Annotated in this window: 20 protein-coding genes; 8 read left to right on the forward strand and 12 right to left on the reverse strand. The window is 30.8% G+C overall.

The window, feature by feature from the left end; all coding sequences use genetic code 11:
• The first annotated feature begins 236 nt into the window (after positions 1 to 236).
• Entirely contained in the window at positions 237 to 1,232 is a 996-nt protein-coding gene (locus tag AABJ49_RS08325) for an NAD(P)H-dependent glycerol-3-phosphate dehydrogenase (protein ID WP_338377818.1), read from the forward strand.
• Between the two features lie 67 nt (positions 1,233 to 1,299).
• Here the strand turns inward: AABJ49_RS08325 and AABJ49_RS08330 are convergent, their stop codons facing one another.
• From AABJ49_RS08330 to AABJ49_RS08345, 4 genes are all read right to left on the reverse strand, one after another.
• Positions 1,300 to 4,065: a GH92 family glycosyl hydrolase gene (locus tag AABJ49_RS08330; protein ID WP_338377819.1), complete on the reverse strand. Its 2,766-nt coding sequence runs from the start codon at positions 4,063 to 4,065 to the stop codon at positions 1,300 to 1,302.
• Between the two features lie 61 nt (positions 4,066 to 4,126).
• The gene (locus AABJ49_RS08335; protein WP_338377820.1) at positions 4,127 to 4,534 is read right to left on the reverse strand and encodes a hypothetical protein; all 408 of its coding nucleotides are present in this window, start codon (positions 4,532 to 4,534) and stop codon (positions 4,127 to 4,129) included.
• Positions 4,535 to 4,584: 50 nt separating this feature from the next.
• Positions 4,585 to 5,604: a phenylalanine--tRNA ligase subunit alpha gene (gene pheS, locus AABJ49_RS08340; protein WP_338377821.1), complete on the reverse strand. Its 1,020-nt coding sequence runs from the start codon at positions 5,602 to 5,604 to the stop codon at positions 4,585 to 4,587.
• Positions 5,605 to 5,678: 74 nt separating this feature from the next.
• Complete coding sequence (locus tag AABJ49_RS08345) at positions 5,679 to 6,035, reverse strand: hypothetical protein (protein WP_338377822.1); 357 nt, start codon at positions 6,033 to 6,035, stop codon at positions 5,679 to 5,681.
• A 150-nt stretch (positions 6,036 to 6,185) separates the two neighbouring features.
• On the opposite strand from AABJ49_RS08345, the gene AABJ49_RS08350 reads away from it, so the two are divergent.
• Positions 6,186 to 6,725 (forward strand): CvpA family protein, encoded by a 540-nt coding sequence (locus AABJ49_RS08350; RefSeq protein WP_338377823.1) that lies wholly within the window; start codon positions 6,186 to 6,188, stop codon positions 6,723 to 6,725.
• A 9-nt stretch (positions 6,726 to 6,734) separates the two neighbouring features.
• Positions 6,735 to 7,208, forward strand: coding sequence for a hypothetical protein (locus tag AABJ49_RS08355; protein WP_338377824.1), 474 nt, complete (start codon positions 6,735 to 6,737; stop codon positions 7,206 to 7,208).
• Positions 7,209 to 7,249: 41 nt separating this feature from the next.
• On the opposite strand, the gene AABJ49_RS08360 is transcribed toward AABJ49_RS08355, so the two are convergent.
• The 8 genes from AABJ49_RS08360 to AABJ49_RS08395 form a co-directional block, all read right to left on the reverse strand.
• Positions 7,250 to 8,017 carry a tetratricopeptide repeat protein gene (locus tag AABJ49_RS08360; protein WP_338377825.1) on the reverse strand — a complete coding sequence of 256 codons (768 nt, stop codon included), beginning with the start codon at positions 8,015 to 8,017 and terminating at the stop codon, positions 7,250 to 7,252.
• 4 nt (positions 8,018 to 8,021) lie between these two features.
• Positions 8,022 to 9,806, reverse strand: coding sequence for a BatD family protein (locus AABJ49_RS08365; RefSeq protein ID WP_338377826.1), 1,785 nt, complete (start codon positions 9,804 to 9,806; stop codon positions 8,022 to 8,024).
• An 81-nt stretch (positions 9,807 to 9,887) separates the two neighbouring features.
• Complete coding sequence (locus AABJ49_RS08370) at positions 9,888 to 10,604, reverse strand: tetratricopeptide repeat protein (RefSeq protein ID WP_338377827.1); 717 nt, start codon at positions 10,602 to 10,604, stop codon at positions 9,888 to 9,890.
• Complete coding sequence (locus AABJ49_RS08375) at positions 10,597 to 11,637, reverse strand: VWA domain-containing protein (RefSeq protein ID WP_338377828.1); 1,041 nt, start codon at positions 11,635 to 11,637, stop codon at positions 10,597 to 10,599. The genes AABJ49_RS08370 and AABJ49_RS08375 overlap by 8 nt, the downstream gene beginning before the upstream one ends.
• A gap of 1 nt (position 11,638) precedes the next feature.
• Complete coding sequence (locus AABJ49_RS08380) at positions 11,639 to 12,643, reverse strand: VWA domain-containing protein (protein ID WP_338377829.1); 1,005 nt, start codon at positions 12,641 to 12,643, stop codon at positions 11,639 to 11,641.
• Positions 12,643 to 14,253: a hypothetical protein gene (locus AABJ49_RS08385; RefSeq protein WP_338377830.1), complete on the reverse strand. Its 1,611-nt coding sequence runs from the start codon at positions 14,251 to 14,253 to the stop codon at positions 12,643 to 12,645. Before AABJ49_RS08385 ends, AABJ49_RS08380 begins: the two co-directional genes overlap by 1 nt.
• Before the next feature lie 47 nt (positions 14,254 to 14,300).
• Positions 14,301 to 15,164: a DUF58 domain-containing protein gene (locus AABJ49_RS08390; RefSeq protein ID WP_338377831.1), complete on the reverse strand. Its 864-nt coding sequence runs from the start codon at positions 15,162 to 15,164 to the stop codon at positions 14,301 to 14,303.
• Between the two features lie 80 nt (positions 15,165 to 15,244).
• Positions 15,245 to 16,249 carry a MoxR family ATPase gene (locus AABJ49_RS08395; RefSeq protein ID WP_338377832.1) on the reverse strand — a complete coding sequence of 335 codons (1,005 nt, stop codon included), beginning with the start codon at positions 16,247 to 16,249 and terminating at the stop codon, positions 15,245 to 15,247.
• Positions 16,250 to 16,438: 189 nt separating this feature from the next.
• Here AABJ49_RS08395 and AABJ49_RS08400 point away from each other — a divergent pair, with 189 nt between their 5' ends.
• From AABJ49_RS08400 to AABJ49_RS08420, 5 genes are read left to right on the forward strand one after another with little or no spacing between them, the layout of a single operon-like run.
• The gene (locus AABJ49_RS08400) at positions 16,439 to 17,308 is read left to right on the forward strand and encodes an aldo/keto reductase (RefSeq protein ID WP_338377833.1); all 870 of its coding nucleotides are present in this window, start codon (positions 16,439 to 16,441) and stop codon (positions 17,306 to 17,308) included.
• A gap of 32 nt (positions 17,309 to 17,340) precedes the next feature.
• Positions 17,341 to 18,489 carry an ATP-binding protein gene (locus AABJ49_RS08405; protein ID WP_338377834.1) on the forward strand — a complete coding sequence of 383 codons (1,149 nt, stop codon included), beginning with the start codon at positions 17,341 to 17,343 and terminating at the stop codon, positions 18,487 to 18,489.
• The gene (locus tag AABJ49_RS08410; protein ID WP_338377835.1) at positions 18,482 to 19,210 is read left to right on the forward strand and encodes a metallophosphoesterase family protein; all 729 of its coding nucleotides are present in this window, start codon (positions 18,482 to 18,484) and stop codon (positions 19,208 to 19,210) included. The genes AABJ49_RS08405 and AABJ49_RS08410 overlap by 8 nt, the downstream gene beginning before the upstream one ends.
• A 46-nt stretch (positions 19,211 to 19,256) precedes the next feature.
• Complete coding sequence (locus AABJ49_RS08415) at positions 19,257 to 19,754, forward strand: DUF6646 family protein (RefSeq protein ID WP_338377836.1); 498 nt, start codon at positions 19,257 to 19,259, stop codon at positions 19,752 to 19,754.
• Between the two features lie 6 nt (positions 19,755 to 19,760).
• On the forward strand, positions 19,761 to 20,333 hold the full coding sequence (locus AABJ49_RS08420) for a PhnA domain-containing protein (protein WP_338377837.1): 573 nt from the start codon (positions 19,761 to 19,763) through the stop codon (positions 20,331 to 20,333).
• Positions 20,334 to 20,431 lie beyond the last annotated feature (98 nt).

Raw genomic sequence — 20,431 nt, forward strand, 5'->3', positions numbered from 1 at the left:
TTCAAGTACATGTACCTGAACGCTTTTTTTCTAACCCCAAAACAAAAATTAACTTAACCCAACTAATTTATGTTGTTGTAATACTTATGGCATATTACTTCATTAAAAACGACTAGACTAATTTTAAATTGTACGATGAAATTTAAAATTTTGTTAAACTTTACCTTAACACTTTTAACAATTGATTTGATAATGGTTTTTAAATTGTTAATTTTGACTACTAAATCGATTTAGAAATGAAATCAAACCCGAAATTTGCAGTTATAGGTGGTGGAAGTTGGGCAACAGCAATTGCCAAAATGTTGTGTGTAAACCAACCTGAAATTGCTTGGTACATGCGAAACATATATGCAATTGAACATTTAAAACACCAAAGACACAACCCTAATTATTTAAGTTCTGTGGAGTTTGACATCAAAAAACTCCGATTGACTAATGATATTAATGAAGCTGTTGCATTTGCAGATTATGTGATTTTTGCCATTCCTTCTGCTTTTTTGAGTGGAGAACTAGAGAATCTAAAAGAAAGTTTAAAAGATAAAGTCATATTTTCTGCTATTAAAGGTATTGTTCCTGAAACCAGTTTAATTGTTGGAGAACATTTTCACACCAAATATGATATTCCTTATGAAAACATTGGAGTAATCACAGGTCCATGTCACGCAGAAGAAGTTGCATTAGAGCGTCTATCTTATTTAACAATCGCTTGTGGAGATGTTAACAAGGCCAAAATAATGGCCAAAAATTTAAGTGGAGATTACATCAAAGCGAAAACTTCAGACGATATTATTGGAACCGAATATGCAGCTATGTTGAAAAACATTTATGCTATTGCAGCCGGAATTGCTCATGGTTTAGGTTATGGTGATAATTTCCAATCGGTTTTAATGAGTAACGGAATTCGCGAAATGAAAAAATTCATTCGAAAAGTACATAAGATGAAACGTAATATTAATAATTCTGCTTATTTAGGAGATTTATTGGTTACAGGCTATTCTGTATTCTCAAGAAACAGAATGTTTGGAAACATGATTGGAAAAGGCTATACAGTTAAATCAGCACAAATGGAAATGAGCATGGTTGCTGAAGGTTATTATGCTGCCAAAAGTGCTTACAAATTAAATCAAGAATATGGTGCAAAAACACCTATTATTGATGCGGTTTATCAAATTCTATACGAAGGAAAAGAAGCCAAAAAAGTATTTGCTAAATTGACTGATAAATTAGATTAATTTTTTACCCTTAAGATATTAAGTGAAATTTGGTTTTAAACAACTTAATATCTTAAGGGTAATAATTTTATTTCACTTCAATCTCATCTACAAAAATAAATGCTTCACCATCAAAAGGGTGTCCTTGATGCCATTCTGGAAGTTTTCCAAAATTGGTGGCAACCACTTTTACATATCTTGCTTTTTGCGGTTTGATTTTTAGTTCAAAAGGTTTTATTACGACTTCATATTCTTTTGGATCAACTGTATTATCAACTGTGCCTACTTTTGTGAACGTAATATTATCTTCTGAAATATAGTAATCCACTTTTATAGGCATTATTATCCATGCACGTGTATCTTGTAAGTAATTAGATGTAATTGCACTAATTTCGCGTGTGGATTGCATATCTACGACACATTCAAAATCTTGCGTTTGATAGCCTTGCCATTCTCCTTTTCTCCAGTTTTCGTTACCATAAATTCCGTCTAACAAACCTTCATCACCACCAGCATGATATTGTGGATTGTATTTTCCTTTAATGTCAATTGTAAAGTCGTTTGGCTTTTTGAAGAATTGGGCTGAGATGGTGTCGCTTATTTTTCCAAAACCATCATCAGAATAAAATTTAATAATTGCTGATTTATCTAATATAATTTTGTCATTATACATTTTAAATTCGGAATCATTAATGTTGTAGAAATATTCTGTAGCATTATAAAACGACTTGAATGTAACTTCTAATTTATCTTTAAACGATTTACTTTCGGCTTCAATTACAGGAACAGGAGTAATTGAGGGAAATATTTCTTTTTCTTGATATTCCATAGAAAACTGCGGTAAAATTCTAGTTTTTTCTAATGGTTGATTAATATATTCAGGCTTTTTTCCATCAACACTTACTTTTATATTCTTTATAAATGGTTCATTGACTTCCCATAAAACATCTCCAGGTCTTACATCATAAATCCCCATAGAACTCAACACATACCAAGCGCTCATTTGTCCGCAATCTTCGTTGCCTATTAATCCATCGGGAGTGTTTTTGTAGAATTCGTTTAAGATATAATGTACTTTTTCTTTAGTTTTTTCAGGTTTTCCCACATAATTGTACAAATAAGCCATGTGGTGACTTGGTTCATTTCCATGTGCGTATTGTCCGATTAAACCAGTTACATCTACTTGTTCTCTTCCTGTGGTTTTGCTTTCGCTGTTGAACATTTCATCTAGTTTGGCTTCAAATTGTTCTGGTCCACCATAAGCTTCAATCATCCCAGGAATATCTTGTGGTACAAAAAAAGTATATTGCCAAGCATTTCCTTCTGTAAAATTATTATTGACTTCTCTTGGATCAAAAGGTTTGTCCCAACCACCATTTTTCTTTGGTCTAATAAAACCTGTCTCCCAATCGAACAAATTTTTCCAATTTTGAGAACGTTTCATGAAATATTCGTAATCTTCTTTTTTATTTAAAATTTGAGCCATTTGTGCAATACACCAATCGTCATACGCATATTCAACGGTTTTTGAAACACTTTCATGGTCATCATCTATCGAAATAAAACCTTGTCTTTTGTAGGCTTCCAAACCTAAAACATCTCTCATGGCTGATGCTTTACTCGCTTCAAAAGCTTTTTCGTAATCAAAACCTTGAATTCCTTTTGCCATAGCATCTGCTATCACAGAAACCGAATGATAGCCAATCATACAATCCGTTTCATTGGAAGCCAATTCCCAAACAGGTAATCTTCCACCTTGTTCGTATTGTTTTAGAAACGTATTGATGTAATCTGAAGTTCGTTTTTTGTCAATCAAAGTATATAGAGGATGAGCTGCTCTAAACGTGTCCCAAAGTGAAAAAACAGTGTAATAATCAAATCCCTCTGCGGTGTGAATTTGGTTGTCTCGCCCACGATATTTTCCGTCTAAATCTTGCGCAATATTCGGTTGCATCATGGTGTGATATAAAGCGGTGTAGAAAATAGTTAACTTATCGACATTTTGCGATGATACTTGTATTTTAGATAATTCTTTGTTCCAAAGCGCTTCTGCCTCTTTCTTTACTTTCTCAAAATCCCAATGTTTGATTTCTGAACTGTTTAATTTAGCACCTTCATGACTTGTTGGAGAAAGAGATACTTTTACTAGAATTTTTTCTCCTTTTTTGACCATTTTAGAGAAACTCATTGCCGAAATTTCAAAACTTTCTGAATCTGATTTATTTGTCCTTGTTACTTTTAAAGGCACATTGAACTCTATTTGTGCATATACATACTGATTGGTTGCCCAAGCTTCACTTCTTCTTAAAACTTCAATGGTTTTGTCGTCTATAATTCTCATAGTTCCTTCCAATAATTTATCTCGATGATTCAAATCTAAAATAATATTGGCTAGCCCTTTCTCATTAAAAGTATATTCGTGAAACCCAACTCGGGCTGAAGCTGTTAATCGAACATCAATGTTGTGTTTGTCTAATTTTACGCTATAAAAACCTGCTGAAGCTTTTTCGTTATCGTGTGAAAAAGTAGAAGAATAAACTTTATTATCAAAGGAAGGTTCTCCCATAGTAGGCATCAACATGATATCTCCAAAGTCAGAAACTCCAGTTCCGTTTAAATGTGTGTGTGAAAATCCATAAATTACATTGTCTGAATAATGATAACCACCACAACCATCCCAACTTCCATCAATTCGTGTGTCAGGAGACAATTGTACCATTCCATAAGGTGTTGTTGCACCAGGAAAAGTGTGTCCGTGTCCACCAGTTCCGATAAATGGGTTGACGTGTTTAGCAAAATCTTGTGCAAATGCAGTAGTCGTAATGAAAAGTATAGAAAAAAGAAAATTCCTCATTATGTAAATTTTAATTTGATATAAAATTGAGGAATTTTTATGATTTAAACAATTTATAATTTTAAACACCCATTACACCACGTTTGTTAATTGCAGGCAAATCGGTTTGAGCGTTTATGTTTATGGAATTGGATTTGAAGATGAATTTCTTATCATACATTTTATTTCCAATGAAATAAGACAATGAAAATTCGTTATTCAATTGTAAAACGCTTTTTTCTAGAAACTCAATTTTGACAGCAGTTTGTGGGTCAACTGTTGCAAAAGCATGACGCAGTTGCATGGTATTTCTGTTTTCTCCGTTTATTAAACCAAAAGCTCTTGAAACAATCATTGCCATTTCAAGTTTTTCATTAGTAGCGTTTAACAAATACGCATACCAACAATTTTCTTGAAAATCATCGCTCCATTCTTGTATGGCTACAACGTGAACGTTTTCTACTTTTGGGATTTCTATGTCTGCTTTCATGTATGTAAAATAAGACCTGACAGGTTTTAAAACCTGTCAGGTCTAGTAAATTATATCGTTGCTTTAAATTGCTCTAAGAATCGAACATCGTTTTCATAAAACATTCTGATGTCACCAATTTGGTATAAAAGCATGGCTATACGCTCTACTCCCATTCCGAATGCGAAACCTGAATATTCTTCTGAATCGATGCCACAGTTTTTTAAAACATTTGGATCCACCATTCCACAGCCACCAATTTCTAACCAACCAGTTCCTTTGGTGATTCGGTAATCGGTTTCTGTTTTTAAACCCCAATAGATATCAATTTCTGCACTTGGTTCTGTAAACGGAAAATAAGAAGGTCTCAGACGAATTTTAGATTTTCCGAACATTTCTTTTGTGAAGTATAACAAAGTCTGTTTTAAGTCAGCAAAAGACACGTCTTTGTCAATGTATAATCCTTCCACTTGATGGAAAATACAGTGTGAACGAGCCGAAACGGCTTCATTACGAAAAACACGACCTGGAGAAATTGTTCTGATTGGTGGTTTGTTATTTTCCATATAACGTACTTGCACGGATGACGTGTGTGTACGTAAAAGTAAATCGGGATTTGTTTGTGTAAAGAAAGTATCTTGCATATCACGTGCTGGGTGATATTCTGGTAAATTTAATGCGGTAAAATTATGCCAATCGTCTTCAATTTCTGGTCCTTCAGAAACATTGAATCCAAGCGTTGAGAAAATATCAATGATTTGGTTTTTTACGATAGATATTGGATGACGAGAACCAATAGCAATAGGTTCTCCTGGACGCGTTAAATCACCATAAGTTCCTTTTGCTTCGTCTTTTGTTTCTAAAATTTCCTGAAGAGAAGCTACTTTTTCTTCTGCAGTAGCTTTTAATTGGTTGATTACTTGACCGAATTCCTTTTTCATTTCGTTAGGAACATTTTTAAATTCGGCAAATAATTCTTTCAATAAACCTTTACTACCAAGGTATTTAATTCGGAATTCTTCTAGTTTTTCTTTATTCTCTGCATTAAAAGCTTTCGCTTCTTCAATATGCTTTTTAATCTTATCTATCATCGTTCATTTTGTAAAGCGCAAATTTAAGCTTTTTTAGTGATTAGTGAAAAGTGATTAGTAATTAGTTTTGCTTATTACTTTATTATTTCTTTTTCTAAAAAATAACTCACTATAGCATCTTTCATTAATACGGATTGCTCTCCTGCTTTTAGTGTTGGTAATTCTTCTTTTACTTTGTAATGAGGCCAACCTTCAGCATCAAAATAATCAAATTCATAATAGCCATAAGGTTCTAATAAACGACAAATGGCAATATGCATTAGGTTTACTTTTTCGTCTTTTTTGAATTCTTGGTTAAATTTCCCTAATTCTTGAACTCCTATTAAGTATATAATGGCATCAAGATCGAGTGTTTCACCATCAGCAAATTTGTTTGATAATAGTGTAACTACTGCTTCCCAACGTTCTTTTAATTGTTCGTCTCTTGACATTTTTTCGTGGTTATGGGTTATGGGTTATGGGTTATGGGATTCCTCTTACCCATTTCCTTTTACCAATCACCAAATTTCTGCAAAGATAGTAAGTAGGATTTTGACTTTCGATAATTCTTTTATCTTTGTTCATTCATCTATTTTATTTCTATGCATTTTATTGATATTGTTTTTGCTGCTTTTTTAGGTTATGCTTTGTATAAAGGAATTAAAAACGGACTTTTTGTAGAGTTAGCTTCTTTGGTAGCTTTGATTGCTGGAATTTTTATGGCTTTAAAATTTTCAGGTTTTGCCAAATCTATTATCGAAAACACTGTTTCTTGGAGTCCAAAATATATTGAAATTACTGCTTTTGCATTAACGTTTATTGCGGTTGTAGCTGGCATTCATCTTTCAGCTAAATTGTTAACTAAAATTGCGGATTTTGCTTTTTTGGGTTGGGTTAACAAATTAGCTGGTGCATGTTTTAGTATGCTTAAAACAATTTTAGCCTTAAGTATTGTGATTTTATTGTTTGAAAAAATCAATGTAAATAATATGATTGCTTCTCAAGAAACATTAGATGATTCTATGTTTTATAATCCCATAAAAAAGGTTTCTGAATTTGTTTATCCTAAAATTGAAGAATGGTATGATGATTTTAAGAAAGAGGACGAAAGTGAGCAGGATTTAGATAGTGTTGAAAGTTAAAATTATCATATGAAAAAACATATTTTACTTTTTTTAATTTGCATTTCATTTTACTCTTGTTCAACTGAATTGGATAAAATAAGAAATAGTGATGATTTAGTTTTTTTGAGTAAATATGTTGAAAAATTTACTTCTGAATGTATTGACTCAAATGAAGAAAGTTTATTTAAAAAATATTATTTTAATGAAATTGATTCTACTATTATTTTTTATACTGGTTTAACAAAATCTGATTTTAAAGAAAAGTGGACTATTCCTTTAAAAAAAACAATTGTTTCATATAACAAAAACAGTAAAAATATGATGTGGAATGAAATAGAAATTTCCGGAATTGGAAACTCTATTTATTATGAAGATAGTGATTCCAATAAAAACGAGATGATTAATCGTTTCATAATTTATGAATATAATTGGTGTAAGAAATCAGACCAAGAAAAATTTGAAATTGCCCTTAAAAGAATGATAGTGATTTCAAAAAAATAAATTTCTTGTAAATTCTGAACACTGCTACCTGAAGTCTAAAACTACCTAACCTCCTTAATAGCACTGCTCAAAACCCAACCTTCTGTTTTGTCTGTTAAATGAATGCGTTTGTAGTTATCTAACGTTTCTTTTACATAGACTTTTGTGCCTTCATGCAATGTAAAAGCGTTGTCTGCATCTTCTTTTGGTTCAGCTTTTACTTCGACTGTGTCTTCAAAAACTATCGCTGGTTTGTCTTTTTTCTTGTAGTTGGTTAAGAAATTAGCTGATGAAAATGAAACTAGTACTAAAAACAAAGCCACAAATATGGAAACAAACGAAAAACGTTTCACATTTGACTCTTCTTTGTATAAAAACAAGGCAAAACTCAACAAGGTCAACACTGAAAAAATCACACTTAACCATGTCCAAGTGTTAATTGAAAATATGGAAGTCACACTTTTGATGAATCTTGTAAATCCCAATTCATTAATAACTTTTATGTTGTCAATCGTTCTTTTTTGAGCGAAAGCTAAATTGGTTTTAATGTTTTTATCGTTTGGTTTCAGCAATAAAGCTTTTTCGTAGTAATAAATAGAAGGAGCTACTTTATTCAATTTGTAATACGAATTCCCTAAATTGAAATACAAATCGGCTGATTCTTGTTTTAAGCTTTTTTCAATGAATTCGTATTTCTGGATTGCATTTTCATAATCTCCTTTTTTATACATTTCATTGGCAATCTCAAATACTTTTTGAGCAGATTCATCAGTCGTTTGTCCAATTGAAAATTGGAACAATAGTATAAATATGTAAACTAAATTCTTCATTTTATTAAACTGATTTAGTTTGAGTTAATTGTTTTTCTAATTCGGAAATACTTTCTACTGCTCTATCAAAATCTAATTTCATAGTATCGTCTGAAGAAGGAGCATATCTAGCAAATTCGGCAGATTTCATCAAATTGATAAAGTTGGAAACCGATTCTTGTGAAGCATTTTTTTGCAACAACAATTGTTCGATATTTTCTTTATCCATTTCTGAAGTTTCAATATGAAGCTTCGCTTTTAAGAAATTGTGTAATGCTTTTTCAATAGCTAAATAGAAAGGTACTTTGTTACCCAATTCTTTTTTGGCTTGACCTAAATATTTTTTAGCCAATTTGTTGTTCAAACGAACTCTATTTCCATGTTCATCGCTAACATATTCATCAGTTTTACGTTTCACTATGAATAAAATTGGAATAAAACACAAAGGCAAAATCAACAAGGAGTAATATAAGGTTGAACCAAATGGTGATGGTTTATCAATAGGTTCAAAATTTGTTTTTCTATTTATAAATTGAAATGTTTCATTCTTAGTAATGTCTTGTTTTTCAGAATCATTTGAAGCTACTGTTGCTAAACCTGGTCCATCAATTACTTCAACTATAAATTCTTCTGAAGTAATCGTTTTGTAAGAATTCGATTTTAAATCAAAATAAGAAAACACTAATGGTTTAATTGGATATTTTCCTTTGGCTTGTGGGACAATTGTATAAGTATCCGAAATTTTTCCAATCATTCCAGACAAAGGTGTGTTTACTTCTTCGTTGTGTTTTGGTTCAAAAACATCGAAAGCTGTTGGGAATTCTAATTTAGGTAATTCAAATAATTTTAGGTTTCCTTTTCCAGAAACTTCTACATTTATATCTAATGATTCTCCATATTTTACTTGACTTTTTGAAGGTACAACTTTGAACGAAAAATCTCCAACAGCTCCTTTAAAATCAATAGGTTTATTTGCTTCTGGAAGTGGTTTTACATTGATAGTTCTAGCTCCAGCAGAAATTGTTTTTTTTACTGTTTTATAAGGATCATCAAAAGGAGAAGTTCTTCTTACAGGCACATTTACATCCATTGTAATGGTCAAAGGATCTAAATTTTTGCTTCCAGCTTCTAATGGATAAAGTATCACTTTTCTCCATTCGACCATTGCATAATCTTTACCGTTGTATTGTGACAAAACAGCTTTAAGGTTTTTCATGTCTTGAAACTGACTCCAAAAACCATTGTAAGCAGGGTTATCAGTTTCACGAACATTATTTACACCATATCTTGGATCGAAATAGACCTTATAAACCACCGTAACTGGCTCATTTACATAAGGATTCTGCTTAGAAACTTCAGCTACTAAAAAAACACCTTCTCCAACTTGAGCTAATGGGTCGTTTGGATCACTAGGCATTTGCACTGCATCAACAATTCTAACAACAACAGCATTAGATTTATAAACATTTCCTTCATACTCTATAGTTGCTGGTTGAATGGTGAAAGTTCCTTTAGACTTAGGTGTTAAAACAAAGTTTAGTTGCGTAAAAATTTCTCTTTTACTTGTCATTTTTCCATTAATAACCGTAATGGAACTTTGATTTCCTTTATTGATATAAGGTCCTTCAACTTTAAAACCGTCAAATTTTGGTGCTTCAAAATTATCACCATCATTATTTATGGTATAAGACAATAAAATCTTTTCATTTAACGCATAAGCACCTTTTTGCGTTTTTGCTTCGAATTTTACTTCTTGCGCAAAAGCAACAAATTGACTTATAAATGCTATTATTAAAAAAATCTTTTTCATCGTAATTCTATTCTTTTTCTCTTTTCTTGCCAAGGATTTATTTATTTGAAAATCCAATATCTGAACATCTAAGAATCTATTTTACCAATCTTTATCTGTTTGAATTCGAACTCCTTTTTCTTTACGTTCATTAACTTTTTCTTGAATTTTCTTTTCGGCATTATTTACTGCTTCTAATATATTTTCAATTTTTTGTTTGTCTGCTCCTTGAGGTTGAGGATTTCCTTTGTCCTCTTTATCACCTTCTTTATTTTGGTCTTTTTTGTCGTTATTCTCTTTTTTATCTTGTTGGTCTTGATCTTTATTTTTGTCTTGATCTTGGTCTTTGTTTTTATCCTTATCGTTTCCACCACCACCACTTTTTGGAGGATTTTCTTTTAAGAACTTTTTAGCCAATGCGTAATTATAACGCGTTTGTTCATCATACGGATTATTGCGTAAAGCATTTTTATATGATTCAACAGCAGCTTGATAATTTTTTTCTAACATCAATGTATTTCCTAAATTATGAAACGCTTTGTGTTTTTCTTCTTTAGTTTTAGCAGAAGTTGTTGCTTCAAGGTATTTGAATTTTGCTTCTCCAGGCTGATTTAACCTGTAAATACTATTTCCTAAATTATATTGTGAAGCTGCTTTTACATCTTTATCTGATGAAGCTGAAACTCTATAATCTGCTTCCGAAGCAATGTATTTCTTTCCTTTGAAAGCTTCATTTCCGTTGTATAATTCTTTATGATCTTCTTGTGCAAAAACGAAAGAAGTAACTAATAATACGACATAAACTATTACTCTATTCATCTCTATTTTCTTTAAATAAGTTTAATTTTTGAAACCAAGCTGTCTTTCTTTCAAAAAGCAGCAAATCTATAAATAATAATAAAAATCCCAAACCTAAAAACCATTGATATTGTGATTTAAATTCGGCTACTTGTTGGGTTTCAGATTCGTTTTTTTCGATAGAGGCTAAAACCGTTTGTAAATCATCTACAACTGTTTTAGTATTATTTCCATCTAAATATTTTCCTTTTGTAGTTTCTGCAATTAATTTTAAGGTTTCTGGATTCATTTTGGTTACGACAGTTTCTCCGTTTGAATCTTTTTTATAACCTAAAATTTTTCCGTTTTCTTTAATTGGAATTTGTCCACCTTTTGTGCTTCCAACACTAATAGTAACAATTTTTATGCCTTTTTCTTTTGCTATTTCTAAAGCTTCATTGGCATCATCACCATGGTCTTCTCCATCAGAAATTAGAATTAGTAATTTACTTTGTTGGTCATCATCAAAGAAATTAATTGCTTGATTGATTGCCTGATTCAAAGCTGTTCCTTGTGAAGACAACATATTTGTATTGGCATTTTGTAAATACATTTTTCCAATACTATAATCCGAAGTCATTGGCAAAATAGGATAAGCACTTCCTGCGTAAGCAATTAGACCAATTCTATCACCTTGTAAATTATTGATGATTTGATTGATAATTTGCTTTGATTTTTCCAATCGATTTGGTGCAATATCTTCTGCCAACATACTTTTAGAAACGTCAAGTGCAAAAACGATATCAATCCCTTCTCGTTTTATGGTTTCCATTTTTGTTCCTAATCTTGGATTTGCAATGGCAATAATTAAGGCACTCAATCCTACAATCACCAATAAAAATTTAAGAATGGACTTAAAGGATGAATATTCTGGAATTAATTTTTTTACTAAATCCAAATCCCCAAACTCTTTTTGTTTTTTGTTTTTCCAATATAGATTGAATACAAAAAACAGTACCACAATTGGCACGATTAGTAACAAATACAAATATTTTGACTCTTCTAATTGATACATTTTATATAAATCCTCTTAAAATTGTGTTTCGCAATACTACTTCAATCAAAATCAAACCACAAGCAATTAATAGTATTGGACGAAAAAACTCGTTATAATTCGTAAACTTCTTTTCTTTTATCTCTGTTTTTTCAAGTTTATTGATGTTGTCATAAATCTCTTGTAGTTTTTCATTGCTTGTTGCACGATAATAAATACCATCAGTTTTTTTAGCAATTTCTTTCATTAAACCTTCATCAATTTCTACATCCATCATTTGGTATAAAAATTTTCCGTTTGGATCTTTCGAATAAGGAAACATGGCTCTTCCGTTTGTTCCTATTCCGATTGTGTACACTTTTATTCCATATTTTTTAGCAATATCTGCAGCCATTCTTGGATCAATTGTTCCTGAATTATTTACTCCATCTGTTAATAAAATAATGATTCTACTTTTAGCTTTACTCTCTCTTAAACGATTTATAGCTGTTGCTAATCCAACACCAATTCCTGTTCCATCTTGGATAATTGAATCATCATACTCGATTGATTTTATAGCTTGCTGCACAATTAAATCATCAGATGTAACTGGAGTTTTTGTATAACTTTCACCAGCATAAACTACGATTCCAATTCGGTCATTAATTCTATCATTCGCAAACTTTGAAGCTACTTTTTTAAGTGCTTCCAATCGGTTTGGTTTTAAATCTTTGGCCAACATACTTCCTGAAACGTCAATTGCCATTACAATATCAATTCCACTGGTTGATTTTTGTTTTACTGAAACATCCACAGATCTTGGTCTAGCTAAAGCAAGAATCATAAATGACAATGCTAATAACCTAACATAAAACAACAGTGGTTTGACTGTAGATAAAAGTGAATGACTATTTTTAAACGCTTTTGTTGAACTGATTTTTAAACTTGCATCTCTTTTGTTTCGGTTGTAATAGTGCCAAAAAATAGCTGCTGGTATTGTAAGAAACAACCAGAAAAAATGAGGATTTAAAAATGTTATATTTCCCATTATAGACTACTTTTTTTAAGTTCAATAGAATTTCGGACACGTTCCATCATCTTTTCAGCATCTTTATCCTCATCTTTATAAATTAAAAAGAATTCTTGTGCTGAATTAGGTTGTGTAAAAATCACAATTTCATAAGCCATTTTATATTCTTTCTTATCTGCTGGATTCGTAATTGTAAAAGTTCCGTAAGCTTTTTTACCTGTTAATTCTTTTTTAGGTTCGTAATCGTCAACTTTAACTAAAATGTTTTTCGCACCTTGAGATTCTAGGAATTTGATATTGGTTTCAACCGCTAAATCTTTATCTAAAGCAACAGAATCTTTAAAAGTAGTTGTGTTTAGCGTAATTGAAAAATTATCAATCAAACTTCCATAAGTAAATCTTCCTACAGATTTTACTGTTGGTGGCAAATTTTGTTGTACTCTTTCATCAACTGTACGTTTTAAAACTCTTGGTGTTTCAATTTTTATAGCTGGATCACCATATTCTGAAGTTACCCATTCTTTTTCTAACAATTCTTTTGAAGTGTGTCCGATGAAATTATCTTTTAGATAATCATAAGCAATTGTACTTGCAAAAATTACGAGAGAAATAAATAAAAAGACTACTACAGTTGCAATTGAAAGTGCTATTCTAGTGACTTTATCTTTTTTTGCTTTTTTACGTTTAACTTCTTCTTGAAATAAATTATCTAATTCTTCTTGAGATCTTGGAGTTCCTTTGTCTAATGTTACTAAAAACTCGTTTACTATTTTTTTACTTTCTTCAATTTCAGAAGCAATAGGTTGTGATTTAGCAAACTTAACTAAATCAGATTTTTTCAATACTTCATTAAATTGATTTAATAAAGATGGACTAATTTTAATATTTCTTTTAGCAGTTTCAGTTCTTAAGGCTTTGTACAATTCATTCGATGTACTTTCCATAGCTGGAATTGAAATTGCTTCTTCAATATATATACGAGCAATATCTGTTAATTCTGAATAATATTCTTTTACTTGTCCATTTTGCCAAAGGTTCTTTTTTTCTAGAGTTTCAGAATGCACTAATGCTTTTTCGATTGGAGAAGCAAAACCTTTAAATTCTTCTTTTTTATGATTTTGAATTTTCTTAATTATGTAATAAGCTAAAACTCCTAAACCAATTACTAAAAGACCAAATAAAACATATTTCCACCAATCACTAGCTGGTTTTTTTACCTCCACAATAGGCTTGATATCAAACATAGGTTGTACAATTGTATCCACTTTGACATCATTTACTCTAACTGTAGTTGAATCCGAAAAATAGTCTTTATTGTTAATTCGAACAGCAATACTTGGAATTTTATACACTCCAGAATCAAATTGTGTTAATCCGTATTTTTTGATTAATTCTAACTTATCGTTGTCTTTGATGGTATCAATTGGATACGATTCTAAAACTTCCATAAGTCCAATAAATTTTCGCTCTGGAAAAACAACATGATCTTGTAAAGTAACTTTTGCTTTTAGAATTAAATTCAGCTGTGAACCAATTTTTATTTCTGTAGAATCAACTGTTGAAGTCATTGATTGTGAAAAACCAAAAGCTGAAACCAATAAAAACAGTATGTATAATCTTTTTATCATTTTTTTATTTCTGAAATCTAAATTCAATTATCATCAATCTTGAAACATTATCTTGCCTTGAAATAGCTTAGCAGTTTTTTAACGTAATTTTCATCCACTCTAGAGTGAATTACTCCAGCTCCAGATTTTGAGAATGTAGTTTTAAAATAATCTACATTTTCTCTATGATTAACTTCGTAATCTAATCGTAATTTTTTTGAATTGGTGTTTACATACATCAACTCATTCGTTTCTGCGTCTAACATTTGAACCAATCCAATATTTGGAATACTCTCTTCACGTTGGTCAAAAACTCTAACTCCTGTAATGTCATGTTTTTTGGCAACTATTTTCAATGTGGATTCATAATCTTTTACCATAAAATCTGAAATCACAAAAACGATTGCTTTTTTCTTCATGATGCTTGATAAGAATTTTAAGGCTTGAGATAAATCGGTTTTTTTGCTTTTTGGCTGAAATTCAATTAATTCTCTAATAATTCTTAATACATGAGATTTTCCTTTTTTGGGTGGAATGAACAATTCTATTTCATCCGAAAACAAAATCAACCCTATTTTATCATTGTTATTTGTCGCTGAAAAAGCTAATGTTGCTCCAATTTCGGCAATTACTTCACTTTTCAATTGATTTTTAGTTCCAAAACTTTCTGAACCAGAGCAATCAACCATCAACATCATGTTTAGTTCACGTTCTTCTTCGAAAACTTTTACATAAGGCTCGTTATATTTTGCCGTAACATTCCAATCAATACTTCTAACATCATCTCCAAATTGGTATTGACGAACTTCTGAAAAAGTCATTCCACGACCTTTAAAAGATGTATGGTATTCTCCCGAAAAGATATGATCACTCAATCTTCGGGTTTTGATTTCTATTTTACGTACTTTTTTTAGAATTTCTTTTGTATCCATTATTTTAGTGATTAGTGAATAGTGAGTAGTGAGTAGTAATAAACAAAGGCTAATTACTAATTACTAGTTCCTAATTACTACTACGGTACTTCGACTTCATTTACAATTTTATTGATAATGTCTACAGAAGTTACATTTTCAGCTTCAGCTTCATAAGTAATTCCTATTCTGTGACGTAATACATCATGAACAACTGCACGAACATCTTCTGGAATCACATAACCTCTTCGTTTGATAAAAGCATAACATTTTGATGCCATAGCTAAATTGATACTACCACGAGGTGAAGCTCCAAAACTGATTAAAGGTTTAAGACTTTCTAATTTATATTTTTCAGGATAACGCGTTGCGAAAATAATATCTAAAATATATTTTTCGATTTTTTCATCCATGTAAACTTCTTTCACCGCTTCTTGAGCTCTTTTGATTTGTTCTACAGAAACGACAGCGTTGATTTTTTCAAAGCTTCCCATTAAACTTTGTTTCATTACAATACGCTCTTCTTCCATTTTTGGATAATCAATAACGGTTTTAAGCATAAAACGATCGACTTGTGCTTCTGGTAATGGATAAGTTCCTTCTTGTTCCACAGGATTTTGAGTTGCTAAAACAAAGAATGGCTTATCTAATTTGAAAGTAGTATCTCCAATGGTTACTTGTTTTTCTTGCATCGCTTCAAGCAAAGCTGATTGTACTTTTGCAGGAGCACGGTTAATCTCATCTGCTAAAACGAAGTTGGCAAAAATTGGCCCTTTCTTAATTGAAAAAGCATTGTCTTTCATATTGTAAATCATTGTTCCCACAACATCCGCTGGTAACAAATCGGGTGTAAACTGAATTCTACTAAAACTTCCTTCAACAGCTTGAGCTAATGTGTTAATGGCTAATGTTTTTGCTAAACCAGGAACACCTTCTAACAAAATATGTCCTTGTCCTAAAAGTCCAATTAACAATCGTTCTACCATGTGCTTTTGTCCAACAATAGTTTTGTTTATTTCCATTGTAAGCAAATCAATAAAAGCACTTTCTCTTTCAATCTTTTCATTGATGGCTCTAATGTCCAAAGTCATTGTGTTTTCTTCCATTTTATTCTTAATTTAGTACCAGTATTATGATATTTAAATATGCTATTAATTTTAACATTTCAAAATTGTAATTTTTTTTAGTTTTTTGTTGTTAACATTGCGTTAAAAATAATATGAAATGTACTGATTTGGCAATCATTTATGATATTGTTTCATACTTTTAAGAAAAATTTTTAAAATCTACTATATATGGCTTTACCGCTTTCGCCAATTGTGGCTGGAGTAATGAATTGGGGAATTTGGGATAAAAACCTAAAAACTCAAGAAATGATTACATTAATCAATGCATTTTTAAACCAAAATATCACTTCTTTTGACCACGCAGATATTTATGGTGGATATACAACTGAAACCGATTTTGGAAAAGCATTTTCTCAATCAGAAATAGATAGAAAATCAATCCAACTTATTACAAAATGCGGTATTAAGATGGTCTCAAACGAAAGAGATTATAAAATAAAACATTATGATTATAGTGCTGAATATATTATTTGGAGTGCAGAAAATTCCCTAAAAAATTTACAAACCGATTATTTGGATTTATTCTTATTGCACAGACCAAGTCCGTTGCTTCAACCTGAAGAAGTTGCCAAAGCTATTGATCACTTAAAATCACAAGGAAAAATTTTGTCTTTTGGAGTTTCTAATTTCACCAATTCACAAACTGAATTATTGCATAAAGTTGTTCCTGTTGAATACAATCAAATTCAATTTTCAGCCACAAATTTTGAAGCCATGATTGATGGAAGTTTAGATTTTATGCAAAATCACAACATAAAACCTATGGCTTGGAATCCTTTAGGTTCTGTTTTTAAAGAAGACTCACAGCAAACTCGAAGATTAAAAAAGATTTTAACTGACTTAGTCATCAAATATGAAGTTTCATCGGATTTATTCTTACTATCATGGGTTTTGCAACATCCTTCAAACATTATTCCTGTTGTAGGAACGACAAATATTACAAGAATTCCACAGTTAAATAATGCAAAAAAAATAAAACTTGATTTGGAAGATTGGTTTGCAATTTGGACAGAAAGTCAAGGAAATGAAGTGCCTTAAGTAAGAGCCTTTATAAAAATTACCTATCAAAAATGATTAACAAACGCTTACTTGTAAAAAACTTACTCGCTCACAATGATGAGAACAGTTTTTATGATAAAAAGCGTCAGTTGAATTTACATACTAAAGAAGGAAAAGCAAAATTTTTAAAACATATTTGTGCCTTATCCAATTCAAATCCAACGAATACTTCTTTCATCGTAGTTGGTGTTGAAGATGAAACCAACGAAATTGTAGGTGATGATTTTTTTGATGATAGTCGCATCCAAAATTTGGTAAATGCCTATTTAGAAAATCCTCCAAAAATTCAATATGAAAATGTTCCGTTTCCAAATTTACCAGCTGATAAAGTTGTAGGCTTAGTCAGTATTAAACCCAACGGAAAGGTATCTAAATTCAAGAAAAATATTCATACTATTTTGGCAAATTCCACTTTTATTCGAGTGGGAAGTAACACCATGCCTACAGAAGAGAAAGTGGCTTTCTCAAAAATAAATACTGAAACCGTTATAAGTATTGAAAATAATTCAAGAAATAGCATTGAACATACATTGGAAAGTGTTTTAAATTTCATCAATAATACGCATAAAGATTTATCTTCAGAATATAAAGTTTTTAAAGAATTGTTTGTGGTTTGCTGGGCTGGAAATAAAAAGAAAACAAAGGATAAGGTTTATTATTCAAGAGTTGATATTGAATTGGTAAACGAGCAAGTTAAATTGTTTTATTCGGCTTTAGATGAAATTAGCATTTCATTTGACAATGAGAGTTTTACGATTACCGAATATGTAAAATTAGGCTTAAATGACAAAACGAGTTACTACCCATTAGAGAAAGTAAAAATCACATTTTTTGACAATGGATATTATAAAATGGACACCGAATTTTTGTTTGAACCACCACAATACAATCGAAAAATGTTACATCATATTTACAATGCAACTTTGATATTAATTCAAAAAATGATTAAAGGAAGCTCTTTAACTTCCCAAGAAAAAAAAGATGTTGAAAATATTCCTTCTATATTGATGATTTGTTATTTGAATGATTTTTCGGAAGCTAAACAAAAGTTAATTGATGCCAAATTAGTTTTAAAACAATATGAAAATCCCGAAGTTTACATTGCTTTTAAAGAAGCTTTAAGGGTTTTGAGGAAAATGAAATATAATAAAAATGAATAGAAAATTAGTAATTGGTGACATTCACGGTGGCTTAAAAGCCTTAAAACAAGTTTTAGAAAGAGCTAATGTTTCTAAAAATGATACCTTAATTTTTTTAGGAGATTTTGTGGATGGTTGGAGCGAATCACCACAAGTTTTGGATTTTTTAATAACATTACAACAAAGCCAAAAATGTATTTTTATTAGAGGAAATCATGATGATTTGCTTCTAAATTATCTTAAAACAAATTCCTATAGCGAAGAATGGTTTAAACATGGTGGAGAATCTACAGTTGATAGTTATGAAAAAATAGATGCAACAACAAAGCAAATACATATCAACTTTTTAGAAGCATTAGAATCCTACCATCTTGATAATGAAAATAGATTGTTTATTCATGCAGGTTTTACCAATTTAAAAGGTGTTGATTTTGAATATTTTAAGCCTTTATTTTATTGGGACAGAACTTTATGGGAAATGGTATTGGCAATTGACGAAACTATTCCTTTTGAAAGCGAATTGTATCCGAATCGATTAAAGTTATATAAAGAAATTTACATTGGACATACACCAACTACAAAAATCAATAAAACTGTCCCAATCAACAAAGCTTGTGTTTGGAACATTGATTCTGGAGCTGCTTTTACTGGACCATTAACCATTTTAGACGTTGAAACGAAAGAATATTGGCAAAGTGATGATTTACCAAGCTTGTATCCCAATGAAAAGGGAAGAAATTAAATATAACTTGTTATCTTTGTAGAGTATTTATTTAAATAAGAAACAAATGAAAAAAATTACTACACTTATTATCGTTTTAGCTGCTTTTACTGCAAATGCTCAAGTATTTAAAGGCAAAGGAGATACTAAATTTCAAGTTGGTGCAAATATGCAAGAAAACGGAACAGGAATTAATGTTACTACAGATTTTGGTTTAGGTGAAAACATGTCTTTTGGTTTCTCTGCTGTTTATTTGTTAAATGTAGAAAGAATTGCTGATGTTAAACCAGATTTTGAAGATAGAGCAGATCTTAAAGTACGTTTCAATGCAAATATTGGAAACGTTTTAAACATTAGTGACGCTGTTGATGTTTATCCAGGATTGAGTTTGGGTACGAGAAACTTTGGTGGTCATGTAGGTATTCGTTATTTTTTTACGGATGGTTTTGGAGTTTATTCTGAAGCAGGTTTTCCAATTGCTAGTTATAAAACTGATTTAGTTGGTTTTGACAAATACAATAATCAATTTACGTTTAACATTGGAGCTAGTTTCAATTTACAATAACCAATAATGAATATAGTTACAGAAAAAAGATTAAAAGACAGAAGTGGTTCTGTCTGTGAAATTAGTGGTACTGATGAAAATTTAGTAGTCTATTTAGTTGAACCCAAAACAGAAGATGTTCCAGAAAATTGTGTTTTAATTTCTCAAAAATTAAAAGATCAAATTGAAAATCCAGAAACAACTGATCCAAATGATTGGAGAGGTTTAAGCGATAGTATGTGGAATGAAAATCTTCCAGTTCAAATTGTTTCATGGAGAATGCATGCACGATTAAAAAATATTGATATGTTAGAAATGATGTATCTTGATGAAGATGCCTTAGAATGGGCAAAAGCAACTGGTGAAGCTGACGATGAAGAAAAAATTATCCACAAAGACAGTAATGGAAATATTCTTAATGATGGTGATTCTGTGGTTTTAATCAAAGATTTAGATGTAAAAGGAGCTAATTTCACAGCTAAACGTGGAGCTGCTGTTCATAATATCAAATTAGTTTGGGATAATGCAGAGCATATTGAAGGAAGAGTAGAAAACCAACACATCGTTATTTTAACTCAATATGTAAAGAAGACAAAATAACTTTTTTATTTATTCAATATATATTAAAAATCCCTATTTCAAATGAAATAGGGATTTTTTAGTTTTGGTTGGGTTGGTTAATTTTTGTTTTATGTTTT

This window comes from uncultured Flavobacterium sp. (assembly GCF_963922255.1).
Classification (GTDB): Bacteria; Bacteroidota; Bacteroidia; order Flavobacteriales; family Flavobacteriaceae; genus Flavobacterium.